The organism is Bosea sp. NBC_00550 (genome assembly GCF_026020075.1).
In the GTDB taxonomy this organism is placed as follows: domain Bacteria; phylum Pseudomonadota; class Alphaproteobacteria; order Rhizobiales; family Beijerinckiaceae; genus Allobosea.
The window spans coordinates 5,013,674-5,040,000 of record NZ_CP102772.1; the positions used below are offsets into that span (position 1 = coordinate 5,013,674).

Annotated in this window: 23 protein-coding genes and 1 tRNA gene; 8 read left to right on the forward strand and 16 right to left on the reverse strand. The window is 65.8% G+C overall.

Annotation, left to right across the window (positions count from 1 at the left end):
* Positions 1 to 366: 366 nt before the first annotated feature.
* The 6 genes from NWE53_RS23785 to NWE53_RS23810 all read right to left on the reverse strand — a co-directional run bounded on the left by NWE53_RS23785 (position 367) and on the right by NWE53_RS23810 (position 5,845).
* Positions 367 to 2,874 carry a DUF927 domain-containing protein gene (locus NWE53_RS23785; protein WP_265051793.1) on the reverse strand — a complete coding sequence of 836 codons (2,508 nt, stop codon included), beginning with the start codon at positions 2,872 to 2,874 and terminating at the stop codon, positions 367 to 369.
* The gene (locus NWE53_RS23790; protein ID WP_265051794.1) at positions 2,867 to 3,202 is read right to left on the reverse strand and encodes a hypothetical protein; all 336 of its coding nucleotides are present in this window, start codon (positions 3,200 to 3,202) and stop codon (positions 2,867 to 2,869) included. The genes NWE53_RS23785 and NWE53_RS23790 overlap by 8 nt, the downstream gene beginning before the upstream one ends.
* A 159-nt stretch (positions 3,203 to 3,361) precedes the next feature.
* On the reverse strand, positions 3,362 to 3,637 hold the full coding sequence (locus tag NWE53_RS23795; RefSeq protein WP_265051795.1) for a helix-turn-helix domain-containing protein: 276 nt from the start codon (positions 3,635 to 3,637) through the stop codon (positions 3,362 to 3,364).
* Between the two features lie 68 nt (positions 3,638 to 3,705).
* Positions 3,706 to 4,320, reverse strand: a complete 615-nt coding sequence (locus NWE53_RS23800) for a hypothetical protein (protein WP_265051796.1) — start codon at positions 4,318 to 4,320, stop codon at positions 3,706 to 3,708.
* Complete coding sequence (locus tag NWE53_RS23805; RefSeq protein WP_320109531.1) at positions 4,310 to 5,581, reverse strand: tyrosine-type recombinase/integrase; 1,272 nt, start codon at positions 5,579 to 5,581, stop codon at positions 4,310 to 4,312. The genes NWE53_RS23800 and NWE53_RS23805 overlap by 11 nt, the downstream gene beginning before the upstream one ends.
* A gap of 174 nt (positions 5,582 to 5,755) precedes the next feature.
* Positions 5,756 to 5,845: transfer RNA gene (locus NWE53_RS23810), tRNA-Ser, on the reverse strand.
* Between the two features lie 187 nt (positions 5,846 to 6,032).
* On the opposite strand from NWE53_RS23810, the gene NWE53_RS23815 reads away from it, so the two are divergent.
* The 5 genes from NWE53_RS23815 to olsB all read left to right on the forward strand — a co-directional run bounded on the left by NWE53_RS23815 (position 6,033) and on the right by olsB (position 11,983).
* Complete coding sequence (locus tag NWE53_RS23815) at positions 6,033 to 6,353, forward strand: hypothetical protein (protein ID WP_265051798.1); 321 nt, start codon at positions 6,033 to 6,035, stop codon at positions 6,351 to 6,353.
* A gap of 83 nt (positions 6,354 to 6,436) precedes the next feature.
* Entirely contained in the window at positions 6,437 to 7,093 is a 657-nt protein-coding gene (msrA, locus tag NWE53_RS23820) for a peptide-methionine (S)-S-oxide reductase MsrA (protein ID WP_265051799.1), read from the forward strand.
* A 102-nt stretch (positions 7,094 to 7,195) separates the two neighbouring features.
* Positions 7,196 to 8,749 carry a YifB family Mg chelatase-like AAA ATPase gene (locus NWE53_RS23825; RefSeq protein WP_265051800.1) on the forward strand — a complete coding sequence of 518 codons (1,554 nt, stop codon included), beginning with the start codon at positions 7,196 to 7,198 and terminating at the stop codon, positions 8,747 to 8,749.
* 91 nt (positions 8,750 to 8,840) lie between these two features.
* Complete coding sequence (locus NWE53_RS23830) at positions 8,841 to 10,928, forward strand: ATP-binding protein (RefSeq protein WP_265051801.1); 2,088 nt, start codon at positions 8,841 to 8,843, stop codon at positions 10,926 to 10,928.
* A gap of 182 nt (positions 10,929 to 11,110) precedes the next feature.
* The gene (olsB, locus tag NWE53_RS23835; protein WP_442865055.1) at positions 11,111 to 11,983 is read left to right on the forward strand and encodes a l-ornithine N(alpha)-acyltransferase; all 873 of its coding nucleotides are present in this window, start codon (positions 11,111 to 11,113) and stop codon (positions 11,981 to 11,983) included.
* A 6-nt stretch (positions 11,984 to 11,989) separates the two neighbouring features.
* On the opposite strand, the gene NWE53_RS23840 is transcribed toward olsB, so the two are convergent.
* From NWE53_RS23840 to NWE53_RS23850, 3 genes are read right to left on the reverse strand one after another with little or no spacing between them, the layout of a single operon-like run.
* Positions 11,990 to 12,856 carry an SDR family oxidoreductase gene (locus tag NWE53_RS23840; RefSeq protein ID WP_265051803.1) on the reverse strand — a complete coding sequence of 289 codons (867 nt, stop codon included), beginning with the start codon at positions 12,854 to 12,856 and terminating at the stop codon, positions 11,990 to 11,992.
* A complete protein-coding gene (queG, locus tag NWE53_RS23845) occupies positions 12,853 to 14,091 on the reverse strand; it encodes a tRNA epoxyqueuosine(34) reductase QueG (RefSeq protein ID WP_442864890.1) in 1,239 nt (412 codons plus the stop codon). The genes NWE53_RS23840 and queG overlap by 4 nt, the downstream gene beginning before the upstream one ends.
* The gene (locus NWE53_RS23850; RefSeq protein ID WP_265051804.1) at positions 13,989 to 14,681 is read right to left on the reverse strand and encodes a glutathione S-transferase family protein; all 693 of its coding nucleotides are present in this window, start codon (positions 14,679 to 14,681) and stop codon (positions 13,989 to 13,991) included. The genes queG and NWE53_RS23850 overlap by 103 nt, the downstream gene beginning before the upstream one ends.
* 258 nt (positions 14,682 to 14,939) lie before the next feature.
* Here NWE53_RS23850 and NWE53_RS23855 point away from each other — a divergent pair, with 258 nt between their 5' ends.
* A complete protein-coding gene (locus NWE53_RS23855) occupies positions 14,940 to 15,737 on the forward strand; it encodes an undecaprenyl-diphosphate phosphatase (protein ID WP_265051805.1) in 798 nt (265 codons plus the stop codon).
* Positions 15,738 to 15,748: 11 nt separating this feature from the next.
* Here the strand turns inward: NWE53_RS23855 and NWE53_RS23860 are convergent, their stop codons facing one another.
* Complete coding sequence (locus tag NWE53_RS23860; protein ID WP_265051806.1) at positions 15,749 to 17,389, reverse strand: MFS transporter; 1,641 nt, start codon at positions 17,387 to 17,389, stop codon at positions 15,749 to 15,751.
* Positions 17,390 to 17,553: 164 nt separating this feature from the next.
* Positions 17,554 to 18,453, reverse strand: coding sequence for a protein-methionine-sulfoxide reductase heme-binding subunit MsrQ (locus NWE53_RS23865; RefSeq protein ID WP_265051807.1), 900 nt, complete (start codon positions 18,451 to 18,453; stop codon positions 17,554 to 17,556).
* 98 nt (positions 18,454 to 18,551) lie between these two features.
* Here NWE53_RS23865 and NWE53_RS23870 point away from each other — a divergent pair, with 98 nt between their 5' ends.
* Positions 18,552 to 19,166 carry an HAD family hydrolase gene (locus NWE53_RS23870; RefSeq protein WP_265051808.1) on the forward strand — a complete coding sequence of 205 codons (615 nt, stop codon included), beginning with the start codon at positions 18,552 to 18,554 and terminating at the stop codon, positions 19,164 to 19,166.
* A gap of 192 nt (positions 19,167 to 19,358) precedes the next feature.
* Here NWE53_RS23870 and NWE53_RS23875 read toward each other — a convergent pair whose 3' ends face one another.
* Both NWE53_RS23875 and NWE53_RS23880 read right to left on the reverse strand, forming a co-directional pair.
* Complete coding sequence (locus NWE53_RS23875) at positions 19,359 to 20,486, reverse strand: saccharopine dehydrogenase family protein (RefSeq protein ID WP_265051809.1); 1,128 nt, start codon at positions 20,484 to 20,486, stop codon at positions 19,359 to 19,361.
* 185 nt (positions 20,487 to 20,671) lie between these two features.
* Positions 20,672 to 21,115 carry an Lrp/AsnC family transcriptional regulator gene (locus tag NWE53_RS23880; RefSeq protein WP_265051810.1) on the reverse strand — a complete coding sequence of 148 codons (444 nt, stop codon included), beginning with the start codon at positions 21,113 to 21,115 and terminating at the stop codon, positions 20,672 to 20,674.
* A 232-nt stretch (positions 21,116 to 21,347) separates the two neighbouring features.
* Here NWE53_RS23880 and NWE53_RS23885 point away from each other — a divergent pair, with 232 nt between their 5' ends.
* Positions 21,348 to 21,830: a hypothetical protein gene (locus NWE53_RS23885; RefSeq protein WP_265051811.1), complete on the forward strand. Its 483-nt coding sequence runs from the start codon at positions 21,348 to 21,350 to the stop codon at positions 21,828 to 21,830.
* A 152-nt stretch (positions 21,831 to 21,982) separates the two neighbouring features.
* On the opposite strand, the gene NWE53_RS23890 is transcribed toward NWE53_RS23885, so the two are convergent.
* From NWE53_RS23890 to ilvD, 3 genes are all read right to left on the reverse strand, one after another.
* Positions 21,983 to 22,921 carry a hypothetical protein gene (locus tag NWE53_RS23890; protein WP_265051812.1) on the reverse strand — a complete coding sequence of 313 codons (939 nt, stop codon included), beginning with the start codon at positions 22,919 to 22,921 and terminating at the stop codon, positions 21,983 to 21,985.
* A gap of 86 nt (positions 22,922 to 23,007) precedes the next feature.
* Positions 23,008 to 24,069, reverse strand: a complete 1,062-nt coding sequence (locus tag NWE53_RS23895; RefSeq protein ID WP_265051813.1) for an HPP family protein — start codon at positions 24,067 to 24,069, stop codon at positions 23,008 to 23,010.
* A 242-nt stretch (positions 24,070 to 24,311) separates the two neighbouring features.
* Complete coding sequence (gene ilvD / locus NWE53_RS23900) at positions 24,312 to 26,153, reverse strand: dihydroxy-acid dehydratase (protein WP_265051814.1); 1,842 nt, start codon at positions 26,151 to 26,153, stop codon at positions 24,312 to 24,314.
* Between the last annotated feature and the right edge of the window lie 174 nt (positions 26,154 to 26,327).

Sequence of the window (26,327 nt, forward strand, 5' to 3'; positions counted from 1 at the left end):
GGAATGTGAACGGTGCGCAACGCAGCCCAAAGGGTTCCAGGTGCCGCACGAGCGCGCCTTCGCTGCAGCACGGTTCCACGCTCCGCCGGAGCAAGACATCAGGACTTGGCACGACGCCATCACCGGGGACACAAAGCCATCGGCCAGGCCCGCGAAACGGACCATATCGTCTGGATTCACATGATCGCGGTAACGCCTCTGGCTACGCCTCCGAAACGCCTGACATTTCAATTTTGGTGCTGGACGAAAATTGGGCGTAGCGGGCGTAACTGGCGTAGCAGCAAGGGTTTTATGACGTAGCCGCGGTTCGTCCGCTACGCCCTCTCGGGCGTAGCTACGCCGCTACGCCTATTTTTGGCGAAGTGTTCACCCGAAATCACATTCGTCGGAATCCGCTCGCTGCGATGGGGTTTTTGCGCCGTCGAATATGCCGGAGGTCAAAACATAGACGCGGTGGTTGCGGCCGCAGATCTTGCGCACCGGCTGGTATCCATCCTTCGCCTTTTCCAACATGCCCCGGTCATAAAGCGTCTTGGCAACAAATATCGGATCGAGGCCAGCGCAGATTTCCTGCTTCCAAACCTGTGGCAGGATCATCAATTCAAGGTCGTCGCCTTTCCCTTTGCGCCAGCCTGCGCGATTATTGACTGGGTGCGCATCGGGCAAGTCGAGATCCTCGAAGCGGCTGCCGCCATGGCGTTCGATAAACAGGCGCACCTGTTCGATGGCCTGGCGGACCTCCGCAGGCTCTGAGCCGCCGCGAAATTCGATCCATTGGACAAGAGCCCAAGCCGCCGCCGCTGTCGCCTCGCCGCGCTTCCAAGGCGTCACGCCCAGTTCCGTCGCCAGTTCGCCAGCGGCGGCGATCAATCCAAGCCGTTGCGCGGCGCGCTCGACCTGGCCGTCGGAACCGACGGGAACATGAGCGGCCGTGAAGTCAGCAATGCGCTTGCCGATGTCATCGCCCGTAATCTGACGATCGATCAGGCGGCGGACAAATTCCGGCCCCGCCGTCCCGTACGCACTGATCGCCGCCTGCTTGCAGGACCGCGCCAGCTTGCCAGCATCGCCTTCGGGTCCCGCATCATCGAATACGCCGAAACCACGCCCCCGGTCGGCAGGCACATCGATCATCCTGACAAGCTGACCGGCGCGCGGCTTGGCGGCGCGATGCTCCGTCAGCTTCGCCTCAAGCGGAATCTCGCCGCTCGATAGGGTCAGGACGCGCCAGCTTTTTGGCTTACGCAAATCGCCCGTGCGGCCCGCGCGCTGCTTGCCGGAGCCATTCGACAATGAATAGATCGAAGCTCCGGCTTCGCGCGCATCGACCGTCCCCATCTCATCAAGGACAAGTACGGTGTCGCTGGCGCCCGCCGCCGCGCCCTCCAGGCCGTTGGCCGTCGCCCGCCAGGCCTGGAGATAACCCGGCGACGCGCCGCGCCCCCAGACGCTGGCGCCCATTTGAAGGAGCGTCGTCTTGCCCTTGGACGAAATCCCAAAAATATGGACACCTCCACCCTCTTGGCCGGCCAGATGCAGCAGCGGGCCAGCCAATGCGGTCGATACGGCGATGACAGGCAAGGCGTGACCGCTGGCAAGCGCGCCGACGCCGCCCTGCCAGTCCTTAAGCGTCCCGTGCTTCGCATAGGGACCGCTCGCCGCGCTGTCGAGAATGACCGCTTCGGAGCCGCGCGGGCCGATGGTTTCTTCCGGCAGGACAAACACGAGGCTGCCGCCGATGTCGTGCCAGCCGGTGCAATCGACCAGCGTGACGCGGCCTTTGACCTGTGCTCCCGACAAATAGCCTGCGAAGAGAGGCTGATGCTCTCGGCTGATGGCCAAGCCGTCATCCGCCAGCGCGGCGCAAAGCGACGCCGGATTGCCCTGAAGAACCGCATCGGTCACATGCCGGACGTGAACGCGTCCGTCTGCGTCCGGCCAGCGCAGAATTTTTCCCCAGCAACGGCCATGCGGATCCCGACAAGCGCCAAGGATTTCGAACGGCGCCGAGAGTCGGACATCGACGACGCGCTTGGTATTTCCGCGCCTTTTCTCGACTTGGGCGGTCAGACCACCGGCGGTCATCGTGTAGTTATCGTAAGACACATAAGATGGGCCTGAATCGAACGCCTTGGCGGCCCCGTTGGCAGCCTTGAGCAGCGCGACGAGGTCCGACCATTCGGCAAGGGCGTCGGCGGCGTCCCAGCCCTGCGCAGGGCCGCGCTGATCGCCATCAGGGCCAGCCGACGCCAGCGCCTCGGCGTCGATTATCATCACGGCGCAGCCAAGCCCGTGCAGAGTCTTGGCGACGGCCTGCGCATATTTCCGACCTGGCTCATCATTGTCGGGCCAGATCAGAACCTTGCGGCCAGATACCGGCGACCAGTCGGATTTGGCCGCAGCGTGCGAGCCGCCGCTTGAGGTGATGACGACGCTCTTCGGATAGATTTTTGCAGCTGCATCAGCCGCCTTTTCACCCTCACATACCACCACTGCGGCGTCAGGGCGGGCCGCAAGCTGGTCGAGGTTGTAGAGGCCCTTGGGTGCTGGAATATCCTTCGCGTGCCATTTGAGAACGCCGTCCTTGCGCCAGACCGTGTAGGGCGTGAACATCTTGCCGCCGCCACCAAGGTCAAAGCGGAAGACATAGCGGGTCACAGCGCCGGCTTGATCGCGATACACATAGATCGCGGTCGGCTCACCATGGACGGGGTGCTTTGTCGGCAGCGGCGGCGCGTCACCCGGCACCGGCGAAACGAGATCGCCGTAATCGTCTGGGGCAGAACCTTCCGCGGTTTTGGCGGAGCCCGCATCGCGCTCATCATCGTCGATCGGGCGGAATGGATCTTCGCCAGTGTGATGTTGGTCAGCCATGGATATACGCCTCAACGTTGAGCATGCGCGCCAGTGCAAGGGCGGCGTCTGTCTGTGAGATGTCCTGGAGATAGGCGATCAAGCTGATTGGATCGCCGCCTGCATCGCCGACCGCGAAATCAGCCCAGCGGCCCGAGCGGATGTTGACGCGGAAGGAGCCAGCGTGACGGTCGGCGCGGCGAGGATTCCGCACTATGTACTCGCCGTGTCTGACGACGCCGCCGGGCAAGAAGCGCTGCAGGATGATGCGTAAATTGTGCAGCGCCGCTGCATTGATGCTGCCGAAATCAATCCGCTTCGGCATGGGCTGGTCTTTGAACAGGGCCATCTCAACGGACCTCCTCAGGACAGTCGGCGCGCCCAGGCGCCGTGGCCGCCAGAATCGTGTTGGAGCGATTGCCGGGCCAAAACGCGGCGCAGGGGCGAGTGGCCGAAGCCTCATCGTCGCAACACTGGACCGGTAAATCCGGCCGACATTGAAAGCCGTTCATTTCGAGACCGGCTCAGGAGCGGGCGCATCGGCAGCGGCGCGCTTCATCGCCGCATCCGCAAAAAGGTTGCCGAAGCCGCGGTTACGCTGCACATCGACCAAGGGCCGGGATGCGATGTACCGTTCGATTTCGGTCTGAGGAATTTTCGTTTGGCCGCCGACCTTGATGGCCAGGATCTCGCCAGCGGCGATTTTCTCGTAAAGCTTCGTGGGGCCGCAATCCAACTGACCGCACGTTTGCTTGATGGAATTCAACAGGCGTTCAACGGCCATGTCTTCGTCTCCAGTTTTGACCAACTGGAGACATTCGGACGGATCCGGGAGTTCATATCAAACTAGGGCTATTTGAACTTTTCCCTAAAGCTAATTGATTTCAATCGGTTGACCGTCGGGGGTTTCACTCCGATTGTCCCGCCCGCGCTCTTCATGCCCGCTACGAGATGGTTAGCGGCTTCGATCCAAGTTTTGTAATTGAAACCCAGCTTCAAGATCAGGACAGCCTCGACCAAGACCTTCCGCTTGTAGGATTCCTTCGCCGTCAAGGAGGCCGTCGCGCCATGGGAATACAATTTCAGCGATGGATGGGTCTTACCGTTCTGCAGGTCGCTGATGATGCCCGCCAATTCAACGAGGAAGCCGACGCAAGGATGCTCGACCGCGACATTCCTGCCGATCGGTATAGCCACAGCCGAGCTCATCGCCTCAGCAACGCCCTTGAGCATGGCGACGATTTCGGGACGCGTCATGTCTGTCGCACACTTGCCGCCAGACAACGCCTCGAAACCGGCGCGTATGTCGCGCATCGATGCGGCGTCAGCCTCGAGTTCTGGGATGCGCGCCACCTCAGCCTCAAGCCTCAGTAGACGCTCCGCTTCAATCTCTTTAGCGAGGGCTAGCGCTGCGTCGATGACAGCTCCGGGTGGCACGAGGCCGGGAATCTTATCCTCATCCGGCATCGCTGGCCTCCTTCAGCGCGAAAATGTTGGTACCCTTTGATGACGATGGCGCCGAACAAGCGCCGCCCCAGTCAGCCATCAGGCGAATGCGCTTCTCGAACAGGTCGCCGCGCCGGTATGCCGCCTCGACCTTGCTGCCGATGGCGTGGGCTAGCGCCATTTCGACGACATCACCTGGGTATGCGGTCGATTCGGCTGCCCAATCCCTAAAGGTGGACCGAAAGCCGTGACAGGTCAGGTCTTCGCGGTTCATTCGACGAAGGCAGGCGGTCAAGGTCATGTCGGACAGCGGGCGCTGGCCGTCGGCGCCCGGAAAGACCAAAGCGTCGGCGTCGGTGGTGACCCGCAATTCGAACATTTCGGCCAGCACGGCCATGGCGGAGTCCGACAGCGGCACCCGATGCTCGCGCTTCGCCTTCATGCGCGCGGCGGGGATCGTCCATGCCTTCGCGTTAGCATCGATCTCGGACCAGCGTGCGCCGCGCGCTTCGCCAGAGCGGGCCGCGGTCAGGATGGAAAAGCGCAGGCATGCGGCGCCAAAGCCTTGCTGCTTCTTCAATTCGCGCATGAAGGCGTTGATTCCCTGCCACGGCAGGGCGGCGTGGTGCTTTACGGCGCGCACCTTGCTGCGAGCGGGCAAGGCGAGGGCGAGATGGCCCTTCCATTGCGCCGGATTGTCTCCTGTGCGCCAGCCGCGCGTCTTGGCGAAGTCGAGAATGACCTCGACCCGGCCCCTGACGCGGCTCGCCGTTTCCGGCTTGACGTGCCAAATCGGCTCCAAGGCGGCCAGAACATGCGATGTCTCGATCCCGCCAACAGGGATGGAACCAAAGATGGGACAGGCGTAGGTCTCGATGGTCGAGGTCCACTGTGCCGCATGCTTGGCGTTCCTCCACGCAGCCTTGTGGGTGGCGATGTAGCGATTCGCCGCCTCCCTGAAGGTGACGGATTTGGCCTTGGTATCCTGCTGGATGGCCTTCCCGGCGGCCTTGGCCGCATCACGCTCGGCCAGCGGGTCGACGCCAGCCTTTACCTTCTTATAGAGGTCTGTGGCCTTCTCACGGGCTTCAGACAGCCGTATCTCGTTGCGGCCTTCGCCAGCGCGGCCCAGTCCCATCTCACGCAATTTGCCGCCAGCGGGCTTGTATCTGAAGGCCCAGTATCTCGACAGGTTCGGCTTGACCAGCAGCCAGAGGCAATCGCCGTCGCAGTAGCGCCCCGGTCCTGCCGACCTGACAAATGCTGCCGAAAGCTCGCTCATCATTCCGTCCCATCACGCCGTCCCATTTGGCGTCCCATCTCAATGTGGGCGAACGGCGGCGAAAGTAAACGGTCGGATCCGAATGATTACGGAAGCCCACCGAGCCCGGAGCCTATAGAAATAGGCGGCTTTCGATGAGTTCCGAACGATGCCGAATGAGTCTGAAGAGGTATATGGCGGACAGGGCGGGATTCGAACCCGCGATACGGTTTCCCGTATACACACTTTCCAGGCGTGCGCCTTCAACCACTCGGCCACCTGTCCGGCGCGCTGCTTATGACCGCGGCGTCATCATCTTTCAAGGCCCGAGATGCTGCGTTTTGCACAATCCCGGTAAATCGTCGGCGCTCGGTTGCGCTGCCGGGCCGGGATGGGCACATCTGGACGCAGGGTGCGGTGGTCGGTTGAGTTCATGCTGGCGCGAGTGTTGAAGTGCGACGAGGAGTGGACGGTGCGGTTTCTTCTACGGCTGGTGGGGTATCTCTGCATCGCTGCCGGCTTTGTCGTGCTGGTGATCGACGGGGCCCGTTCGATCGCGAACTCCGCCCTGCGGTTCACGGCCGTCAGCGAGACGCTGACCGCGGTCATCCACGAGCGCTATGCGCTGATCCAGCCGGCCATCGAGCGCAACATCCACCCCTTGCTCTGGGATCCGATTCTGCTCTCCGTGATGCGGGCGCCGACCGCGTTGGCGGCGCTTCTCCTCGGATTTGCGCTGCTGTGGCTGGGGCGGCAGCCGGAGCCACAGATCGGCATCGTCACGCGTCGGTGAAGGCTTCGGTTCGTGCAAGCCCCTGTGCGAATGGCTGCGGGAGGCTTACATAGGCGCCGAGGCTCGAATGGACGGAGCAACCCATGTTCTCTTTGCGCAAGAAGACCGAGATTCCCACCGCTGCCGAGGCGCTGCCCGGCCGGCCTACGGCCATCCCCACCGCGGAAACCCATTTCGTCAATGGACGCGCGCTGGCGGGCCCCTATCCGGAGGGCACCCGCAAGGCGGTCTTCGGGCTCGGCTGCTTCTGGGGTGCCGAGCGCAAGTTCTGGCAGAGCGGCGAGGGCATCTGGGTCACGGCCGTGGGCTATGCCGGCGGTTCCACGCCGAATCCGACCTATGAGGAGGCCTGTAGCGGCCTGACCGGCCATACCGAGGTCGTTCTGGTCGTCTACGACCCGGAAAAAATCTCCTACGAGGATCTCCTGAAGATATTCTGGGAGAATCACGATCCGACCCAGGGCATGCGCCAGGGTGGCGATATCGGCACCCAGTACCGCTCCGCGATCTACACCTATGGCGACGAGCAGAAGGCCGCTGCCGAGCAGTCGCGCGATGCCTACCAGGCATCGCTCAAGGCGGGCGGCTACGGCCCGATCACGACCGAGATACGCGAGGCGCCGACGTTCTACTTCGCCGAAGACTATCACCAGCAATATCTCGCCAAGAACCCGGCCGGCTATTGCGGGCTGGGCGGCACGGGCGTCGCCTGCCAGATCGGGGTCGGCGTCGAGGCCTGACCAAGGGGAGGGCAAAGGCAGTCCTCCTCTGGTTCTTGGTATGTTCTTGCGTTGTCGTTGAAGCTCGGCTAGCGTTCCCATGGGGAACGGGGCTGGGCCGAAATGGTGACGCGGGTCGCGACGGTGGCGTTTGAGGGCATCGAGGCGCGCGCCGTCGATGTTCAGGTGCAGGTTTCGCCCGGCGGTGTCGCCTTCATCCTGGTCGGGCTACCCGACAAGGCGGTGGCCGAAAGCCGCGAGCGGGTTCGCGCCGCGCTCATCGCCTCCGGTCTTGCCCTGCCGGCCAAGCGCATCACCGTCAATCTGGCGCCGGCCGACCTGCCCAAGGAAGGCAGCCATTACGATCTGCCGATCGCGCTCGCCGTGATGGCGGCGATCGGCGCCATCCCACCCGACGCGCTCGCCGGCTATACCGTGCTGGGGGAGCTCGCGCTCGACGGCTCGATCACGCCGGTGGCGGGCGTCCTGCCTGCGGCGATCGCGGCCTATTCCAGGGGGCAGGGGTTGATCTGCCCCTTCGCCTCCGGCCCGGAAGCGGCCTGGGCAGCAGCCGATATCGACATCCTCGCGCCGCGCTCGCTGATCCAGCTCGCCAACCATTTCAAGGGCACGCAGGTGATGGCGCGGCCGGAACCTGCCGTCGCCCGCCAGGGCGGCCTCCTGCCCGATCTCGCCGATATCAAGGGACAGGAGAGTGCTCGCCGCGCGCTGGAGATCGCGGCGGCGGGCGGACATAACCTCGTGATGAACGGTCCTCCCGGCGCCGGTAAATCGATGCTGGCGAGCCGGCTGCCCTCGATCCTGCCGCCGCTTTCGCCGCGCGAGCTGCTCGAGGTCTCGATGGTGCTCTCGGTTGCCGGCCATCTCGCCGAGGGAGCGCTCACCGATCGCCGCCCCTTTCGGGCGCCGCACCATTCGGCCTCGATGGCGGCGCTCGTCGGCGGCGGTCTGCATGCCAGGCCCGGAGAGGTGTCGCTGGCGCATCATGGCGTGCTCTTCCTCGACGAATTGCCGGAGTTCCAGCCCCAGGTTCTGGACGCGCTGCGCCAGCCGATGGAGACCGGCGATGTCCTGATCTCCCGCGCCAACCATCGCGCCTCCTATCCTGCGCGCTTCCAGCTGGTGGCGGCGATGAATCCGTGCCGCTGCGGCAAGGCGACGGAGCCCGGCTTCGCCTGCCGGCGCCAGCCGAACGAGCGCTGCATGGCACAGTATCAGGCCAGGCTGTCCGGCCCGCTGCTCGACCGGATCGACCTCGCGATCGACCTCCCCGCCGTCACGGCCGCCGATCTCATCCTGCCTGCGACCGGGGAGGATTCGGCCACGGTGGCGGCAAGGGTCGCGGCGGCGCGCCGGCTCCAGGTCGCGCGCTTCGAGGCGCTGGGCCTGGCCCAGCGCGGCCTTGGTCATGTCACCACCAACGCGGCCTGCCCCGTGCCGGTGTTGGAGGAGATCGCGCGGCCCGACAATGCCGGCCTCGCCTTGCTGCGCGATGCGGCCGAGGCGATGCGCCTGACGGCGCGGGCCTATCACCGTGTTCTCAAGGTCGCCCGCACGCTTGCCGATCTCGATGGCGAGGCCAAGGTCGGGCGCCTGCATCTGGCGGAGGCGCTGTCCTATCGCTCGCGTGGGGAGCAGCTCGTTCAGGCGGCTTGATCGGTTGGGTTAATCGACGCCTAAGGCGGACAAGCGAATCTAAGCCGTTCCCGGGCGCATTTTTCAAGGGAAGGCCGCTAGATCGAAGAGCATGGCTTCTTCGCTCTGGTCATGGCTCATCCTCGGAGGTGCGGCGCTCGCTTTATGCGCGCTGGTCGCGCGGCTTTTGTTGCAGCGCGGGCGGCTGCGCTGGCAGGTCGCCGGTTTGGTTCGCGATACCGAGGATCTCAACGACCGGCTCTGGAGCCTCGCCGATAGCGAGGAGCGCTACCGCAGCCTGATCGAGGCACAGGGCGATCTCATCGTCAGACGCGATGGCGCCCGCATCGTCTATGCCAACCGCGCCTATGCGGTGTTGTTCGGTGCGAGCGAGACCGATCTCGTCGGCAGCAAGATGCAGCTGCCGCAGCTCGCCAACCGGCCGGTGCAGTTGCTGGACGGCGGCGCGCGCAGCTTCGACGAATGCCTCGCGACCTATGAGGGCGAACGCTGGATCTCCTGGATCGAGACGGTGGTTCCGGGAGGCGACGGTCGCACGCTCATCCAGCGTGTAGGCCGCGATATCTCGGCCCGGATCGCAAGCGAGGACGCGATCGTCGATGCGCACGCCCGGGCAGAGGCGGCGAGCGAGGCGAAATCGCGCTTCCTCGCCACCGTCAGCCATGAATTCCGCACGCCGCTCAATGGCATTCTCGGCATGGCCGATCTCCTCTCGGATACCGGCCCGGATCCCGAGCAGGCGACTTATATCGAGGCGCTGCGGACGTCCGGCGAGGCCTTGCTCGCTTTGGTCGACGATATCCTCGATTTCGCCAAGGTCGAGGCTGGCAAGCTCGAGCTGGTCGAGGAGCCCTTCGAAGTCGTCCAGCTGGTCGAGACGGTGGCGGAACTCATGGCCCCGCGCGCGCAGGCAAAGGGCATCGAGCTCGCCGCCCATATTGCACCCGACCTGCCGACGCGCCTCGTTGGCGACCGCGACCGCCTGCGCCAGATTCTGCTCAACCTGGTCGGCAATGCGGTGAAGTTCACGGAAGCGGGTGGCGTCGGCCTGAGTCTTCGGCAAGTGGGCGAAGGCATCGAGATCGTCGTCGCCGATACCGGGCCCGGCATTCCCGCCGACCGGCTCGACGCCATCTTCGGCGAGTTCGAGCAGCTGGAGCATGGTTCCGGCATAAGGCAGTCGGGAACCGGCCTCGGCCTTGCCATCGTCAGGCGCCTCGTCGGCCTGATGGCGGGCGAGGTCAGGGCCGAAAGCCGGCTGGGCGAGGGGGCGGTCTTCCGCCTCACGCTCCCGCTTGCGGTCGCTGCGGACGCTGCGCGTCCCGTCATCCCGTACTGGCCGCATCAGCACGTCCTGCTGGTCTCGCCCGCTCCCTTTGCTGTGCGTTTCCTGGCGGAAACGATCCGGGCGACAGGGGCCGTGGTCTCGATCGCCACGACCTTCGAGGCTGCGCGCGTGAAGCTGATCGGCGAGACGCCGCCGACGGCCGTGCTGATCGACCATGCGCTCGGAGATGCGCCAGCGAAGGATCTCGCGGCGGCCGTTCAGGCAGCGGGAATTCGCGATTGCCTGATTCTGCTGTCGCCCCTGGAACGGCGGCAGTTCGGGGCGCCGCAGGCGGCAGGGTTCTCGGGCTTCCTGATCAAGCCCGTGCGCGCTCGCTCGCTCTATGAACGGCTTGGAGCCGGCTTTCCGCACGCCTTGCCGGCGCGGACTGAGGCCGCGAGCGCTCACCCAGCCGCGAGTCGGCTGCCCGGAGCCGGGCTCACCGTGCTCGTTGCCGAGGACAACGAGATCAACGCGCTGCTCGTGGTCAGGACGCTCGAGCGCTTCGGCTGCACCGCTTTCTGGGCCCGCGACGGGCGCGAGGCGCTGCAGCGCGTCGAGGCGAGCTTCGCCGGGACGGCTCCGGCCCTCGCTCTCGCCCTGCTCGATGTGCGCATGCCGGTCATGACCGGTCTCGATTGCGCCCGCGCGATTCGAGCGCTCGAACGCCGGCTTGGCCGAGCCGGCGCGTTGCCGCTCGTCGCGGTGACCGCCAATGTCGCCGATGCCGATCGGGAAGCCACCTTGGCCGCGGGCATGGACGATTGCCTCGCCAAGCCGCTGGAGCGCGCCGCCCTGCTGCGCTGGCTGGAAAGATTGTCCCAGCCCTTGGCCGGTAGCCTCTCGGCTTGATCTCCGTCATCGCTTCGACGCAGTTTTGTCGCGAAGTTGTAAGATGCTCGGAGCAAGCCTACCTCAAGGCCGAACGCGGCTGAGGGACGAGATGCGCGATGGCACTGCACGTTTCTGAGAGCAAGAACGCGCTGCCTTCACGGTTGTCAGCCGGCAATCGGTTCTCGCGATTCGCTCCGCTGATGCTGATCACCGGCGGAAAGAGGCGCCGCTTCGGCGGAGAGCCGGGCGAGGCGCCGCCGCTTTCGGGTACGCTCGGCCGGCTCGGCTCGCTCGAAGTGCGCCTGGCGCGCGGCCCCCGCGAGATCTGGCGGGCGCAGCGCCTGCGCTACCGTGTCTTCTATCAGGAAATGTCGGCCAAGCCCGATGTCGTCTCGCGCATGTTCCGCCGCGACGCCGATCGCTTCGACAAGGCCTGCGACCATCTCCTCGTCATCGACCACGCCGCGCGCGGTCGCTTCGGCGGCATCAAGCCCAAAGTCGTCGGCACCTACAGGCTGATGCGCCAGAGTGCGGCCGAGCGGCTTGGCGGATTCTACACCCAGGGCGAGTTCGATCTCGCGCCGATGCTGGCGCGCCATCGGGGCCAGCGTTTCCTCGAACTCGGCCGCTCCTGCGTGCTGAAGCCCTACCGTACCAAGCGGACGGTGGAGCTGCTCTGGTCCGGTATCTGGGCCTATCTCCAGCATCATCGCATCGATGCGATGTTCGGCTGCGCCTCCTTCGACGGCACCGATCCCGAGGCGCTGGCGTTGCCGCTGAGCTTCCTGCACCATCAGGCCCGCTCGGAAGGCGACTGGGCTGCGATCGCGCGCGCCGAGCACTATGTCGGCATGGACCGCCTGTCACCGGAGATGATCGACGCCAAGCTCGCGCTCAAGCAGCTTCCGCCGTTGATCAAGGGCTATCTCCGGATTGGCGCGCGTTTCGGCACCGGCGCGGTCATCGACCGCCAGTTCGGGACCACCGACGTGCTCGTCGTGCTGCCGGTTTCCGCGATCGACAAGCGCTATGCCGAGTACTATGGCGGCGAGACTTCGCGTCACGCCGCCTGAGCGGCCTCATTCGCCGGCTGCGGCCATGGTGCGAAGCGCCTCGCGATAGGTCGGGTAGCGGAAGTCGTAGCCTAGTTCCCGCTTCACCAATGCGTTCGAGACGCGCTTGCTCTCGCCGTAGAAGCTCGCGGCCATCGCTGAAAGTGCAGCCTGCTCGAACGGGATTTCGGGCGGCGGCGCCAGCCCGGTGAGTTCCGCAGCGAAGGTGATGACATCCTGCGGCGGCCCCGGCTCGTCATCGGTGACGTTGTAGATCGCGCCGTCCCGCGGCTGCGCCAGCGAGGCCATCAGCACCCCCGCGATATCGTCGACGTGGATGCGGTTGAAGACCTGGCCGGGCTTGATCAGCCGCGTCGCCTTGCCCTCGCGCAGCTTGGCGATGGCGTTGCGGCCGGGCCCGTAGATGCCGGAGAGGCGGAAGATCTGAACCGGCTTGCCGCTCTCGCGCCCGAGCGCCAGCCAGGCGTCCTCGATCGCGATGCGCTGGCGGGTGCGGGCGTTTGTTGGAGCCGGTGGCATGGCCTCGTCGATCCACGCGCCGCCCTGGTCGCCATAGACGCCGATCGTGGAGAGATAGCCGATCCAGCGCAGGTTCGGGGCCGCGGCGAGCGCGGCGCGCAAGGACCCGAGCGCCGGGTCGCCATCCTCGGCCGGCTGGACGGAGACCAGAACCGCATCGGCCTCAGCCACCGCCTTGCCCAGCGCCGACGATACGGCGAAGCCGCCGAAGACCAGTGTTCGGATGCCCTCGCGGCTGAGCTCCGCCGCCTTCTCGGCCGAGCGGACGGTGCCGGTGACTTCCCATCCCCGCGCCAGCGCGGCGCGCGCGAAGAAGCCGGCCGAATAGCCGAGGCCGAGGATCAGGATGTTCATGCGGCGTCTTCCGTTTCAGGCGTGAGCGCGTGCCATTCGGCGCGCACCTGCGGATCGCTCTCGTCGCGCAACGCGGCGGCAGCGTGCTGGCGGGCGCGTTCCGGGTCGAGCCGGCCCAGCGCCCATACGGCCATGGCCCGGACGAGCGGGGAGGGCTCGGCGAGATGGGGCAGGGCGCTGTCGATCAGATCAGCCCGCCCGCTATTGCCGATCGCGATGAGGACATTGCGCAGGAAGCGGTCGCGGCCGGTGCGCTTCACCGGGGTCCCCGCGAAGAGCGTGCGGAAGCTCGCATCGTCCAGGCGGGCGAGCGCCGCAAGCTCGAGCCCGTCGAGCTCTTCCTTCAGGGCGAGTCGCGTCTCCTGCGCCGCCTGCGCGAACTTGTTCCAGGGACAGACGGCGAGGCAGTCGTCGCAGCCGAAGACGCGGTTGCCGATGCCGGCGCGTAGATCCGCGTCGATATGGCCCGCGTGTTCGATGGTGAGATAGGCGATGCAGCGGCGCGCATCGAGCTGGTAGGGCGCCGGGAAGGCATCGGTCGGGCAGATGTCGAGGCAGCGCCTGCAGGAGCCGCAATGGTCCTGCTCTGCCGCGTCGGCCGGCAACTCCGCCGTGGTGTAGATCGCGCCGAGCAGCAGCCAGGAACCGTGCTCGCGCGAGACCAGCACCGTGTGCTTGCCCTGCCAGCCGAGCCCGGCCGCCTGTGCCAGCGGCTTTTCCATCACCGGTGCCGTGTCGACGAAGACCTTGACGTCGGCGCCGCCGCGCGCGGCGAGCAGCCCCGCCACGCTCTTCAGCTTGCCCTTGATGACATCGTGATAGTCACGACGGCGCGCATAGAGCGAGATCGCCGCCTTGTCGGGATGGGCGAGCATGGCGAGCGGGTCGCCCTCGCCGGCATAGTTCATGCCGAGCATGACGACGGAGCGGACTTCGCTCCAGAGCTGGCGCGGATCGGCGCGCTGGTCGCGGCGATCCTCCATCCAGCACATCTCGCCCTGATAGCCATTCGCGAGCCAGGCTTCGAGGCGTTCCGGCGCCTGCGGGATCGCATCGGCGGCGGCCACGCGCATCAGGGCGAAGCCTTCGTCGCGAGCCCGCCGGGCGACGGCGCGCTTGAGCTTTTCGCCGCTCAGAAGTCCAGATTGTCGTAATGGGCGCTCGGAGCCATGCCCGGCACCCGGTCGCTCAGCAACGACCGGAAGCTCGGTCTCGACTTGATCCTCGCATACCATGCGCGAGCCGCCTCATCCTCTTCCCAGGGCACGTCGCCGAGATAGTCGACGCAGGACAGATGCGCCGCCGCCGCGAGATCGGCATAGCTCAGCTGCTCACCCGCAAGCCAGTTTCTCTTGGCTACCAGCCAGGAGATATAGCGCAGATGATAGCGCACATTCGCGCGCGCTGCGCGGATCGCGCTCATTTCCGGCGGACCGCCGCCCTCGTCGCGGCTCATGAACCGCTTCATCACCTTCTCCAGCACGAGCGGGGCGGTGATCTCCTCGTGGAACTTGACGTTGAACCAGTCGAGCAGGCGGCGCACCTCGACACGCTCGCCCGGCCCCTCCGGCAGCAGGCGCCGGTCGCCGAGCGCGAGCCCGCGCGTCTCGTCGAGATATTCCGAGATCGGCCCGGCGCCGGGCACGGCCAGCCCGTTCTGCTCCTGGAAGACGGGGGTGGTGCCCGCCGTATTGAGCTCGATGAATTCCCGTCGGCGCTCCCAGACGCGTTCCTCGACCAGCTCGGCCTCCATGCCGAACTCACCGAGAACGAGACGGATGAAACGCGAATGCGGGCATAGCGGGTAATGATACAGGGTCGCCATGGCACTCATGAAGACTGTGAAGCAGGCAAAATGCGACGGAAGCAGGGCCGCCGGGCTTGCAGAGGCCCGATAGGCGACAGGGGGCCTGCTATAATCATGCCCGAAAAGCGCCACAACCCGCCGCGATGCGGAAGCCCGCAATTTGCATAGGCTGCTTCGCGAAGTGGTAACCAATTTGCAAAGAGCTGGGCGTAAGCCGGTCGAACGTCTCTACGCGCCCGCTCGGCGCCTTCCGAAGTCGCACGAGGGCCTTCCTCCATGCAGAACCTGATCGAAGCTTTCGTCCTCGGCATCGTCGAGGGCTTGACCGAGTTCCTGCCGGTCTCGTCGACGGGCCATCTGCTCCTGCTCGGCCACTTCCTCGGCTTCGAATCGAACGGCAAGACCTTCGAGGTCCTGGTCCAGCTCGGCGCGATCCTGGCGATCCTGCTGGTCTATTTCCGCCGCCTGCTCGACATCGCGCTCAGGCTGCCGAGCGATCCCTCGGCACGGCGCTTCGTCATCGGCGTGCTGATCGCCTTCCTGCCAGCGGCGGTCATCGGCGCCATTCTACACGGCTTCATCAAGACCGTGCTGTTCAACCCCTTCATCGTCTGCTGCACGCTGATCGCCGGCGGCCTTATCCTGCTCGTCGTCGACGAACTCGAGCTGCAGGAGAAGCACACCGACGCCACCGCTTTCCCGCTGCCGATGTACTTCAAGATCGGGCTGATCCAGTGCCTCGCCATGGTCCCCGGCGTCTCGCGCTCGGGCTCGACCATCGTCGGCGCCATGCTGCTCGGTGCCAGCAAGCGCGCAGCCGCCGAGTTCTCCTTCTTCCTCGCCATGCCGACCATGGCGGGCGCCTTCGCCTACGACCTGCTGAAGAGCTACAAATTCCTGACCTTCGACGACGGCATCCTGATCGTCGTCGGCTTCGTCGCGGCCTTCTTTTCGGCGCTGATCGTGGTGCGCAGCTTCCTCGACTTCGTCTCGAAGCGCGGCTTCGCGCCCTTCGCCTGGTGGCGGATCATCGTCGGGATGCTCGGGCTCGCCGGCCTCTGGATCGTCGGCTGAGCCTTTGAGGGTCAGGCCGGCCGCGAGGAGTCGGCGAGCGAGTCGGCGAGCGTCGGAGATCTGGCCGGCGATTGCGGCAGCGAGGTCGTCTGCCGCTCGATCATGCGATGGACCACCGGCGGGTTCGGGCCGCTGTGCAGCGCGCGGACCCGCTCGCCGATCTCGGCATCGGCCTGGGTGACGCGCTGGTTCTGCCGGACATACTCGACCCAGGTCGGGCTGTCGTAACGCTCGAACCAGAGCGTCGAATCGGTCAGGTCGCGCAGCAGCGCCCAGTGCCGGGCGCCGTCGCGGCGCCGGATGCGGCGCCGTTCCGCCATCACGTTCAGGAAGGCGACGATGTCCTCCGGCTTGATGATATACTCGACGGTGACGATCACCGGTCCGGAGCGCGGTTCGATATCGACCGCGACCTTCGGCTCGCGCCAGCGGCTGAGCGGGTCGAGGTTGAGGGCCTCCAGCGGCGGCAGCCGGTAGCGCAGCCCGAGCGCCGCCCCGAAGAGCAGCGTGACCGCCGAGATCAGCAGGGCCTTTTCCACGCCGAAATGCTGCGCCGAGCGGCCCCAGGCCCAGCTCCCCATCGCCATGCCGCCGAACGCCGCCATCTGGTAGGTCGCGAGCGCCCGCCCGACGACCCAGCGCGGGGCGGAGAGCTGCACCGTGGCGTTGAAGGTCGAGAGTGCCAGCACCCAGCAGGCGCCGCAGACGCACAGGCCCATCATCGCCAGCCAGATGGTCTTGCTCAGCGCGATGACGATGACGCCGATGGCATAGGCGGCGAAGGTGGAGCGAACCAGGGTTTCCGTGCTCATCGCGCGCCTGAGCCGGGCGCTCATGAAGGCCCCGCCGACCGCGCCGGCACCGAAGGCGCCGAGCAGCACGCCATAGGTCAGGGGGCCGCCGCGCACCAGATCGCGCGCGATCAGCGGCAGCAGCGCCAGCCCGACGATGGCGCCGAAACCGTAAACGAAGGCGCGCAGGATGACGGCGCGGATGTTGGGCGACATCGCGACATAGCGCACGCCGGCACCCATCGCGATGAGCAGCGTTTCGCGCGGCAGCAGGCGCTCGACCTTGGGTGGCTCCCATCGCGCGAGCACGACGAGCAACGGGATATAGCTCACGGCATTGATGGCGAAGGCGGCCACCGCGCCGGCTGCCGCGACGATGGCGCCGCCGATCGCCGGCCCGACGCTGCGGGCGATGTTGAAGGCGACGCTGTTGAGCGTCACCGCCGCCGGCACGTCGCGGCGTGGCACCATGTCCCCGACCGAGGATTGCCAGGCCGGGTTGTTGAGCGCCGTGCCGCAACCGATCAGGAAGGTGAAGGTCAGCAGCAGCCAGGGTGAGATCAGACCGAACCAGGCGACGATCGCCAGCGCGATGGAGACCAGCAGCATGAAGACCTGGGCGGTCAGCAGGATCTTGCGACGGTCGTAATTGTCTGAGATCGCGCCGGCCGCCAGCGAGAACAGCATCACCGGCAAGGTGGTCGAGGATTGAACCAGCGCCACCATCTCGGCCGAGGGCGAGATCGAGGCCATCATCCAGGAGGCGCCGACAGCCTGGATCAGACCGCCGAAATTCGAGGCGAGGCTCGCGAACCAGACGGCACGGAAGATCGGTTGCTGCAGCGGGACGAAGGGCGACACCCGGGTATCCGCGGACCCGATGCCCTCCGAGGCGAGCTCGGCTTCTACGACATCGGCCGTGGGCTGGGCGTGAGGATCGTCAGGCATCCCATAGGGTTAAAACATGAGGGCGAGAGGGGAAAACCCTTTCCATCTGGAAGATGTCGAAACATGGAAAGTTTTTCTCACGCCGCAGCCGGCTGGCGCGCCTGCCTGGGCGGGCGGGGCTTGCGTGCGCGCAGGGCCTGGCCGACCACGACCAGAAGCCCGGCCAGCACGACCCAGTGCGCGGGCCGGATCGAGACATAATCCTGGTAGATCAGGATATCGGCATTGGCCTGGAAGACGAGCCAGGCCGAGACGCCGGAAGTCAGCGCATACCACGCAGCCTCCAGGCAGGCGGTGATGAGGCCGGCAAGGATTGCCGTTCCCGCCAGCATCGGGGCCGAGATGGGCAGCTTCCAGAGGTAAAGGCCACGATAGAGCATGAGCAGGACGAAGAGGCCACTCATCAGGACAGGTTCGGTCACGTCGATCTTGGATTGCAGCGCGAAATGCAGCAGGGCCAGCATCGCGATCGGATAGATCAGGTTGTGCAGGCGTTGCCAGTTCTTGCCGAGCCTGCGGATCATGCCGTCGGTCGAGGTTGCGCCCAGCGCGCACAGGCCGAGCAGCGCGACGAAGCCGATGGTCAGGTAGAAACGCTTGACGATCTCGGAGACGATCAAGCCCCCGTCGAACGCCATGTCGATGCAGTAGAGGCTGAGATGCCCGAGCGCGTAGGCCATCACGCCGAGGCCGAGCATGCGGCGGATGCCGATCAACTTGCCCCAGTCGAACAGCCGCCGGAAGGGCGAGACGGCGAGCGTGATGACGAGCAGCCGGACCGTCCAGGTCCCGGTCTGGTGGATCGCCTGCGTCCAGGGCTTCGACCCCAGCTGATGCATCCAGGCCGCGTAGAGCAGCATCAGAGCCGGCACGAACAGCAGCGCGAAAGTCGCTGCCCGCAGGCCCGAGAAGCGGCCCTGGCGGTCGGTCCATGGCAGCCACGCCTTTGCGGGCGTTTTTCCTGTGCGAGAGCTCATGTCTCCGCATAAACGATGGGGTCGGTCCCTGTCCTGCACATCTGGACACAAGCGCGTGAATGAGTTGTCCTGCCGCCCCTTTTCGAGCGGATTTCACGATGGCTTCCAGCAATCCCACCGTCGTCTTCGATGTCGGCAATGTCCTGCTGCGCTGGGATGCGCGGCTGATCTACCGCGCGCTGATCCCTGATCCGGAGCGGCTCGACTGGTTCATGCAGAACGTCTGCACCATGGCCTGGAACATCGAGCAGGACCGCGGCCGCTCCTGGGAGGAGGCGGTGGCCTCGCTGGTCGCTGAACATCCGGAATGGGAGCGCGAGATCAAGGCCTATGACGAGCGCTGGCATGACAGCATCCCCGAGGTCATCACCGGCAGCGTCGCGGTGCTGGAGGAGCTGAAGGCGCGGGGCGACAGCGTCTACGCCATCACCAATTTCTCGCGCGAGAAATGGGCCGAATGCCTGATCCGCTTCCCGTTCCTGCAGAGCTTCGACGGCGTCGTCGTCTCGGCGCATGAGCAGCTCCTCAAGCCCGATCCCGCGATCTACGAGGTGCTGTTCGGCCGCTACGGCCTGAACGCCGGCGACTGCATCTTCGTCGACGACAGCGAGAAGAATATCGTGGCGGCCCGCGATGTCGGCATGCAGGCCGTGCACTTCGTCGAACCCATCGACCTGCGCAGCGAATTGCGCGGCCTGGGCGTCAGGCTCTAACCGGCAGAGCCTGACTGTTGGAGCTTGTTTCGTTTTTACGGGAACACGCGTCATTCCGGACAAGCCGCGAAGCGGCGCCGATCCGGAATCCATCGGAGGGCACGGCATCCTACGCTGGATCCCGGGTCAAGCCCGGGATGACGGCGCGTTTCTACGTAAGATCAACATGCTCTCAAGGAAGAGAGCCGGCTGTCAGGCGGCGCTCTTGATCGCGACGGTCGGTGCCAGGCCCGCCGCATCGACGCCGCGGGCTTCCCGCAGCAGGCGCGAGCCGGCCTTGGTCGCCAGGAAATCGGCAAGGACCGCATCCTCCTGACGCACGAAGCCCTTGGCCGGCAGCTTGCCGGCGAGGAACAGCTCGACCATGGCGACGCAGCCGGCGGCGGTGGTGAGCTGGATCGCGCCGAGCTCGTCATTGCCGTCATAGCGCAGCACGACGCTCTCCTCCTCGAGGCGGCCGCGGCGCTCGCCGACGCCGGTCACGAAGATCACGACGACGTCCTTGCGGGTAAACGGCGCGGAGTGGCTGAGGATGCGGCGCAGCGTCTCGCGGTCATCGGCGAGTTCGAGGTCGCGCAGCAGCAGCTTCATGATCTCGGCATGGCCGGGATAGCGCAGTGTCTTGTAGCTCATGTTGCGGACCTTGCCGGCCAGCGTCTCGGTGAGCGTGCCCAATCCGCCCGAGGTGTTGAAGGCCTCGTAGGCGACGCCGTCGATCATCACGCTCTCGATGCCTTCGAGCGCGGGAACCAGCGTTGGCTGTCCGTCGAAGACGATCTCGCAGGGGTTGCAGTATTCGTTGATCAGCCCGTCGACCGACCAGGTCACGTTGTAGCGCAGCGCATTGGTCGGGTAGAGCGGCAGGGCGCCGACGCGCATCTTGATGGTGCGGACGTTCTCGAAGCGCGCCGCCATGTCGGCCCCGAGGATGCAGATGAAGCCCGGCGCCAGCCCGCATTGCGGCACCAGCGCGACATCGGCGGTCTCGCCGAGATCCTTGATGTAAGAGGTGGTGGCGACGTCCTCGGTCAGGTCGAAATAATGGGTTTTGGTCTCGGCCGCGACCTTGGCGATGCCCTTGTTGAGGAAATAGGGGCAGGCGCTGACGACGATGTCACGATCCTTGAGGAATGCCCGCAGCGCGTCGAGATCGGAAGCGTCGACGGTGGCGGTGGCGAAGCGGGCGCCGGCAGCGTGCTTGAGCTGCGCCCGCGCGGCATCGGCCAGCGTAACCTCATGGCCCTGCTCGGACAGCATGCCGGCGATGATGACGCCGATCTGGCCGGCGCCGAGCACGGCAATGCGCTTCTGGATGGTCATGTCGCGATCTCCTGACGGGTCGGGCAGGCGGTCCACCTCCCTCCAGCCGATCATCGCTTCATGTGACGCTCGCTTTAACGGACGGATCGCCGACGCGTGCACCTATTTGCGTGCGATCCGCAGGGATATGGCCTAAATCGATGCGAAACGAACGGCGCTTGCCCGAGACATCGGCGCGGAGGTGGTCAGCGCTCGAATTTCCGCGCCAGAATCACGGAGGAGGTCGTCCGCCTGACGCCCTCCATCTCGGCGATCCAGTCGATCATCGTGTCGAGGTCGCTCGCCGTCTCGCACTCGATCTTGACCGAGAGATCGAAATGGCCGCTCAGCGTGTGGCATTGCACGATTTCCGGCCGCTTCTTCAGCGCCGCGACCACGCTGCCCTGCTGCCTGACCTCCAGCTCGATCAGGATGAGGGCGGAGATCGTCGTGACCGGGCGGCTCGCCTTGCCGAGGATCGTGGTGTAGCCGGCGATCACCCCGTCGCGTTCGAGCCGGGCGAGGCGGCCTTGCACCGTCGCCCGCGAGACGCCGAGCGACTTGGCGATGTCCGACAGCGGCAGCCGCGCATTCTCGGTGAGAATCCGGATGAGTTCGCGGTCCTTCGCGGCGTCTGACGGCCGTGCCATATCGTCTCCGGGTCGTTCGGCGGGCCGTCATATAGCAGGGAAACGCGGGGCTCCGGCAAGGGGCGCGCGGGAGGGCGCCCAGACTTCATTCGAGCGCGCCAGCAAGGGCCTGCCCGAAAAGGAACATCTTGCCCGCGGAGGGGTTATCCGCGCGCCGGAAAGGACTTGCTTCGGGGCGCAAATCGGAGTGGCATGCCATCCGGCGGCAGCACGCTTTGCCATGGAGAACGTCATGTTCAGGACATTCATTCTCGCATCCGCCTCGGCCTTCGCCCTGGCCTCTTTCGCTGTGACTCCCGCCTCGGCGCTGACGATGAAGGAGTGCGGCGTCAAGTATCAGGACGCCAAGAAGGCCAATACGCTCAAGGGCCAGAAGTGGAACGATTTCCGCAAGGCCCAGTGCGGCGACGACGATGCCGCCGATGACGAGGCTGCGGCTGCCATGCCGGCCGAGCCGGCGAAGCCTGCCGCTTCCGCGGCGGCTGCCGCTCCAGCCGCCAAGCCCGCCGCGATGCCGGCCGGCAAGGCGAAGGCCGCTGTCTTCCCGAAAGCGGTTTCGCAGAAATATTCGAGCGAGACGGCCGGCAAGGCGCGCCTCAAGACCTGTGTCGACCAGTACAACGCCAACAAGGCGGCCAACGCCAATGGCGAGCTCAAATGGATCGAGAAGGGCGGCGGCTACTGGAGCCAGTGCAACACCAAGCTCAAGAGCTGAGGCGCGTTCGAGAGCTTGCTGATTTTGCAGAACAAGGCGTCATCCCCGGCTCTCCGCTTTGCTCCGGCCGGGATGACCCGCGGTTCCTCCAAAACCTGACAGGCCCCCATCGTTCATAAAACGCTGCGCCGCGAGGCGCGGCGTTTTTCGTTTCAGAGCATCTGCGACGGGCGCGAGGCGGGGTCGGACGGCCGCGCCGGTGGCGGATTGTCGGGCCGCTGCTGCCCCTTGCCGATCATCTCGCCGCGCGTGCGGATGACATGCGCCGTCACCACCTCCTGAACGCGTCTCTCGGCGGCATCGCGGATAGCGCCGCGATTGGCGGGGCGGCCTTCCTCTGTCTCGATCAGCTCGATCGTGGCGTTTGTCAGCGCGTCGACATCGCTCTTGCAGAACAGCATGGCCGCCTTGGCGACGACCTCCGCCTTCTCGTCGGTCAGAAGCATCGGCGCGCCTTCACGCCCGATGCAGGCCAGCATCTTGCTGCGGATCAGGTCGCGGGTCTTCTCCAGCAGCGCCTTCTTCTCGGCCCGTGCCGTGCGTTCCGCCTCGGTCGCCTCGCGTGGCTGTGCCTGATTGGGCGCGCCGGGCGCCGTCGGTCCGCGCACATTGGCGCTCTGCTTCACGCATTCGACCAGCGCCGGCAGCATCTCGCCGGTCGAGGTCAGCGCGAAGGTGAAACGGGCATCGTTCGCGACCAGCTCGAGATAGCGCCCCTGCCGGAAGGCGTTGATCAGGGCGGACTGAGCCGGCATCGCGATGGTGACCAGCGTCGGAGACTTGATGTTGGCTGTGACATCGATGGTCGAGCTGCGGTCGAAGACGAGCCGGAGGCTGAGCGTCTCGCCGGTCCTGAGCTTCCATTCCGGCTTCGAGAAGCCGAGCAGCCAGGAGAACTGCGACGTCACCGAGGTCAGCATCGTCACGCCGCTCTTGTAGTGGGCGCTGACGGCGCAATGCGAGAAGGCGCCCGTCTGGTCGTTGGTGAAGGTGCCGCCCGACCAGTTGCCGACGACGATCTTGCCGAACGGGCCGGCAGCGCCAGCCGGGAATGACAAAAGGCAGGTCAGGGCGACCATTGCGGCCCGCATTCGGGTTTCTCCGTACCGATCCTGGCGTGAGGCTAGAACAGGACGGGGAAAAGGGGGACCTGTTTTTTGCGGTACCGCTTGTCTGATCAGGCAGCGTCCTGCCGCAGCGGCTTGAGCAGCATTGCGAGGAGATCGCTCTGGGTCACGAGGCCGAGGAGCTGCTCCGCCTCGTCGACGATGACGACCGCATGGCGGCGGCCATCCGTCAGCGGCGCTATCAGGTCCACGGATGGAGCATCCGGCCGCGCCGTATAAGCGGCTGCCATCACGTCGCCGACGCGCAGGCCCGCTCGTGTCAGCTCCCGCAACCCGACCGTGCCGAGCAGGCGATTGTGGCGGTCGACGACCGGCAGCGTGCGGATGCCATGTTCGAGCAGCAGCGCCCGAGCCGTCTCGATCTCTCCGTGTTGGTCGATGCGGACGATGTCGCGGGACATGATGTCGGAGCAGCGCGGCAGGCCGCGGAACCGGGAAAGCGCATGCATCTCGACGCGCCGGAGCAGCCGGTCGAGATCCTCGCGATCGATGTCGAAGGTCTCGCCGAGATCATCGAGGGCGGCGTCGATGTCCGCCTCGTTGAAACCGACGCGATTACCCGGTGGAAGGTCCCTGGTGCCATGCGGATTGACCGCGACCGGAGACCGGTGCGGGTAGCTGTGGCTCGAAAAGCGATGGAACAGGATGCCGAGCAGGGTGAGTACGACCGCATTCAGCCCGACCGGAACGAAGGCGAAGCCGAGACCATAAGCGCCGACGATCGGCCCGCCCAGCGCGGCCGTCAGCGCTGCGGCTCCGCCCGGCGGGTGCAGGCAGCGCAGCAGCGACATGCCCGCGATCGCCAGCGCGACGGCGACGCCAGCGGCGACGGCCGGCTCGGGGATATAGCGGCCGACCAGCAAACCGACGAGCGCCGAGACGGTGTTGCCGCCGATGATCGACCAGGGCTGCGCGAGCGGGCTTGATGGAATGGCGAAGAGGAGCAGGGCCGAGGCGCCCATGGGCGCGACGAGCAGAGGCAGGTGAGGATCGTTGCCGAGAAGGAGGCTGCAGATCAGCCCGGTCGCGCCGACGCCGATCAATGCGCCCAAGCAGGCGACGAGCCGGTCGCGCCAGGTCGCACCAGCGAGGATCGGTGCAAACAGCCGCATGCGCCAGCGCTTTGTCGCTTGGGGTTCGATTGCCTGGGTATTCATCGCGGACAGCCGGATTTGCTCAAATCTTCGGCAGATCAATAGGCGGGAGGGTGTGTCCCGGGCAATGCCATTCTGACGGCGCGGGCGCCTCGCGATGCCAAAAAGCAGAATTGGCTCCGGCGAGGCGCTGACTTGGAAATTCGATCTCTATGAACGGTCGATCGGCCGCTTGTGCCGGCCGATCGACCTTGGAACACTCAATCGATCATGCGCACCGCGCCCCTGGCGGCGCTCGTCGTCGTCGCGGCGTAGGCCTTGAGCGCGGTCGAGACCTTGCGCTTGCGCGGCGCGGCAGGCTTCCAGGCATCCTTGCCCTTGGCTTCCATCGCGGCGCGGCGACGCGCCAGCTCCTCGTCGGAAACTTCAAGCGAGATGCTGCGGCTGGGGATGTCGATCGCGATGATGTCGCCGCTCTCGACGAGGCCGATCGCGCCGCCTTCCGCCGCTTCCGGCGAGACATGGCCGATGGAGAGGCCGGACGAGCCGCCTGAGAAACGCCCGTCGGTGATCAGCGCGCAGGCCTTTCCGAGCCCCTTCGACTTCAGATAGCTCGTCGGATAGAGCATTTCCTGCATGCCCGGCCCGCCGCGCGGTCCCTCGTAGCGGATCAGCACGATATCGCCGGGGTTGACCTTGCGGTTGAGAATGCCCTCGACCGCCGCATCCTGGCTTTCGAAGATCACGGCCGGGCCCGAGAATTTCAGGATGGAGGCATCGACGCCTGCCGTCTTCACGATGCAGCCGTCGAGCGCGATGTTGCCGAAGAGCACGGCGAGCCCGCCATCCCTGGAATAGGCGTGCTCGAGATTGCGGATCACGCCGGCCTCGCGGTCGGTGTCGAGCTCCTCGAAGCGCCGGTCCTGGCTGAAGGCGGTCTGCGTCGGCACGCCGCCCGGCGCCGCGCTGTAGAAGGAGCGAACCGCCTCGCTCTGGGTCTGCGTGATGTCCCAGCGCGCCAGCGCATCGGCCATCGTCGTGCTGTGGACGGTCGGCAGCGAGGTGTCGATCAGTCCGGCGCGGTCGAGCTCGCCGAGGATCGCCATGATGCCGCCTGCCCGGTGCACGTCTTCCATATGCACGTTGGCGACGGCCGGAGCGACCTTGCACAGCACGGGCACGCGCCGAGACAGCCGGTCGATATCGGCCATGGTGAAGTCGATCTCGGCCTCATGCGCCGCCGCCAGCAGGTGCAGCACCGTATTGGTCGAGCCGCCCATGGCGATGTCGAGCGTCATCGCGTTCTCGAACGCCTTGAACGAGCCGACATTGCGCGGCAGCACGCTCTCGTCGTCCTGGTCGTAATAACGGCGGGCGATATCGACGATCAGATGGCCGGCCTCGACGAAGAGGCGCTTGCGGTCGGCATGGGTGGCGAGCGTCGAGCCGTTGCCGGGCAGCGCGAGGCCGAGCGCCTCGGTCAGGCAGTTCATCGAATTGGCGGTGAACATGCCCGAGCAGGAGCCGCAGGTGGGGCAGGCCGAGCGCTCGATCACGTCGACCTCGGCATCGGTATATTTGTCGTCGGCTGCCGCGATCATCGCATCGACGAGATCGACCTTCTTCAGCACGCCCTCGGCAATGAACTTGCCGGCCTCCATCGGCCCGCCCGAGACGAAGACGGTCGGGATGTTCAGGCGCATCGAGGCCATCAGCATGCCGGGCGTGATCTTGTCGCAGTTGGAGATACAGACCATCGCGTCGGCGCAATGGGCGTTGACCATGTATTCGACGCTGTCGGCGATCAGTTCGCGCGAGGGGAGGCTGTAGAGCATGCCGTCATGGCCCATGGCGATGCCGTCATCGACCGCGATCGTGTTGAACTCCTTGGCGACGCCGCCGGCCTTCTCGATCTCGCGCGCGACGAGCTGGCCGAGATCCTGGAGATGGACGTGGCCCGGCACGAATTGGGTGAAGGAGTTCACCACCGCGATGATAGGCTTGCCGAAATCGCCGTCCTTCATGCCTGTGGCGCGCCAAAGGCCGCGGGCGCCGGCCATGTTGCGGCCATGGGTGGACGTGGCGGATCTCAGCCTGGGCATCTCATGCGTCTCCGGTCTCGGGCTCCTGATGTCCCGTTGCGCGGCAAACTATCGTCGCTGCGCCTTCCGTCAAAATTGAATTCTTCGATTTCCATGATCGGCTCCACGCATGGCGGAGATCAACCTCCGCCGTCATCCCGGACGCAGCGAAGCGGAGATCCGGGATCCATCGTA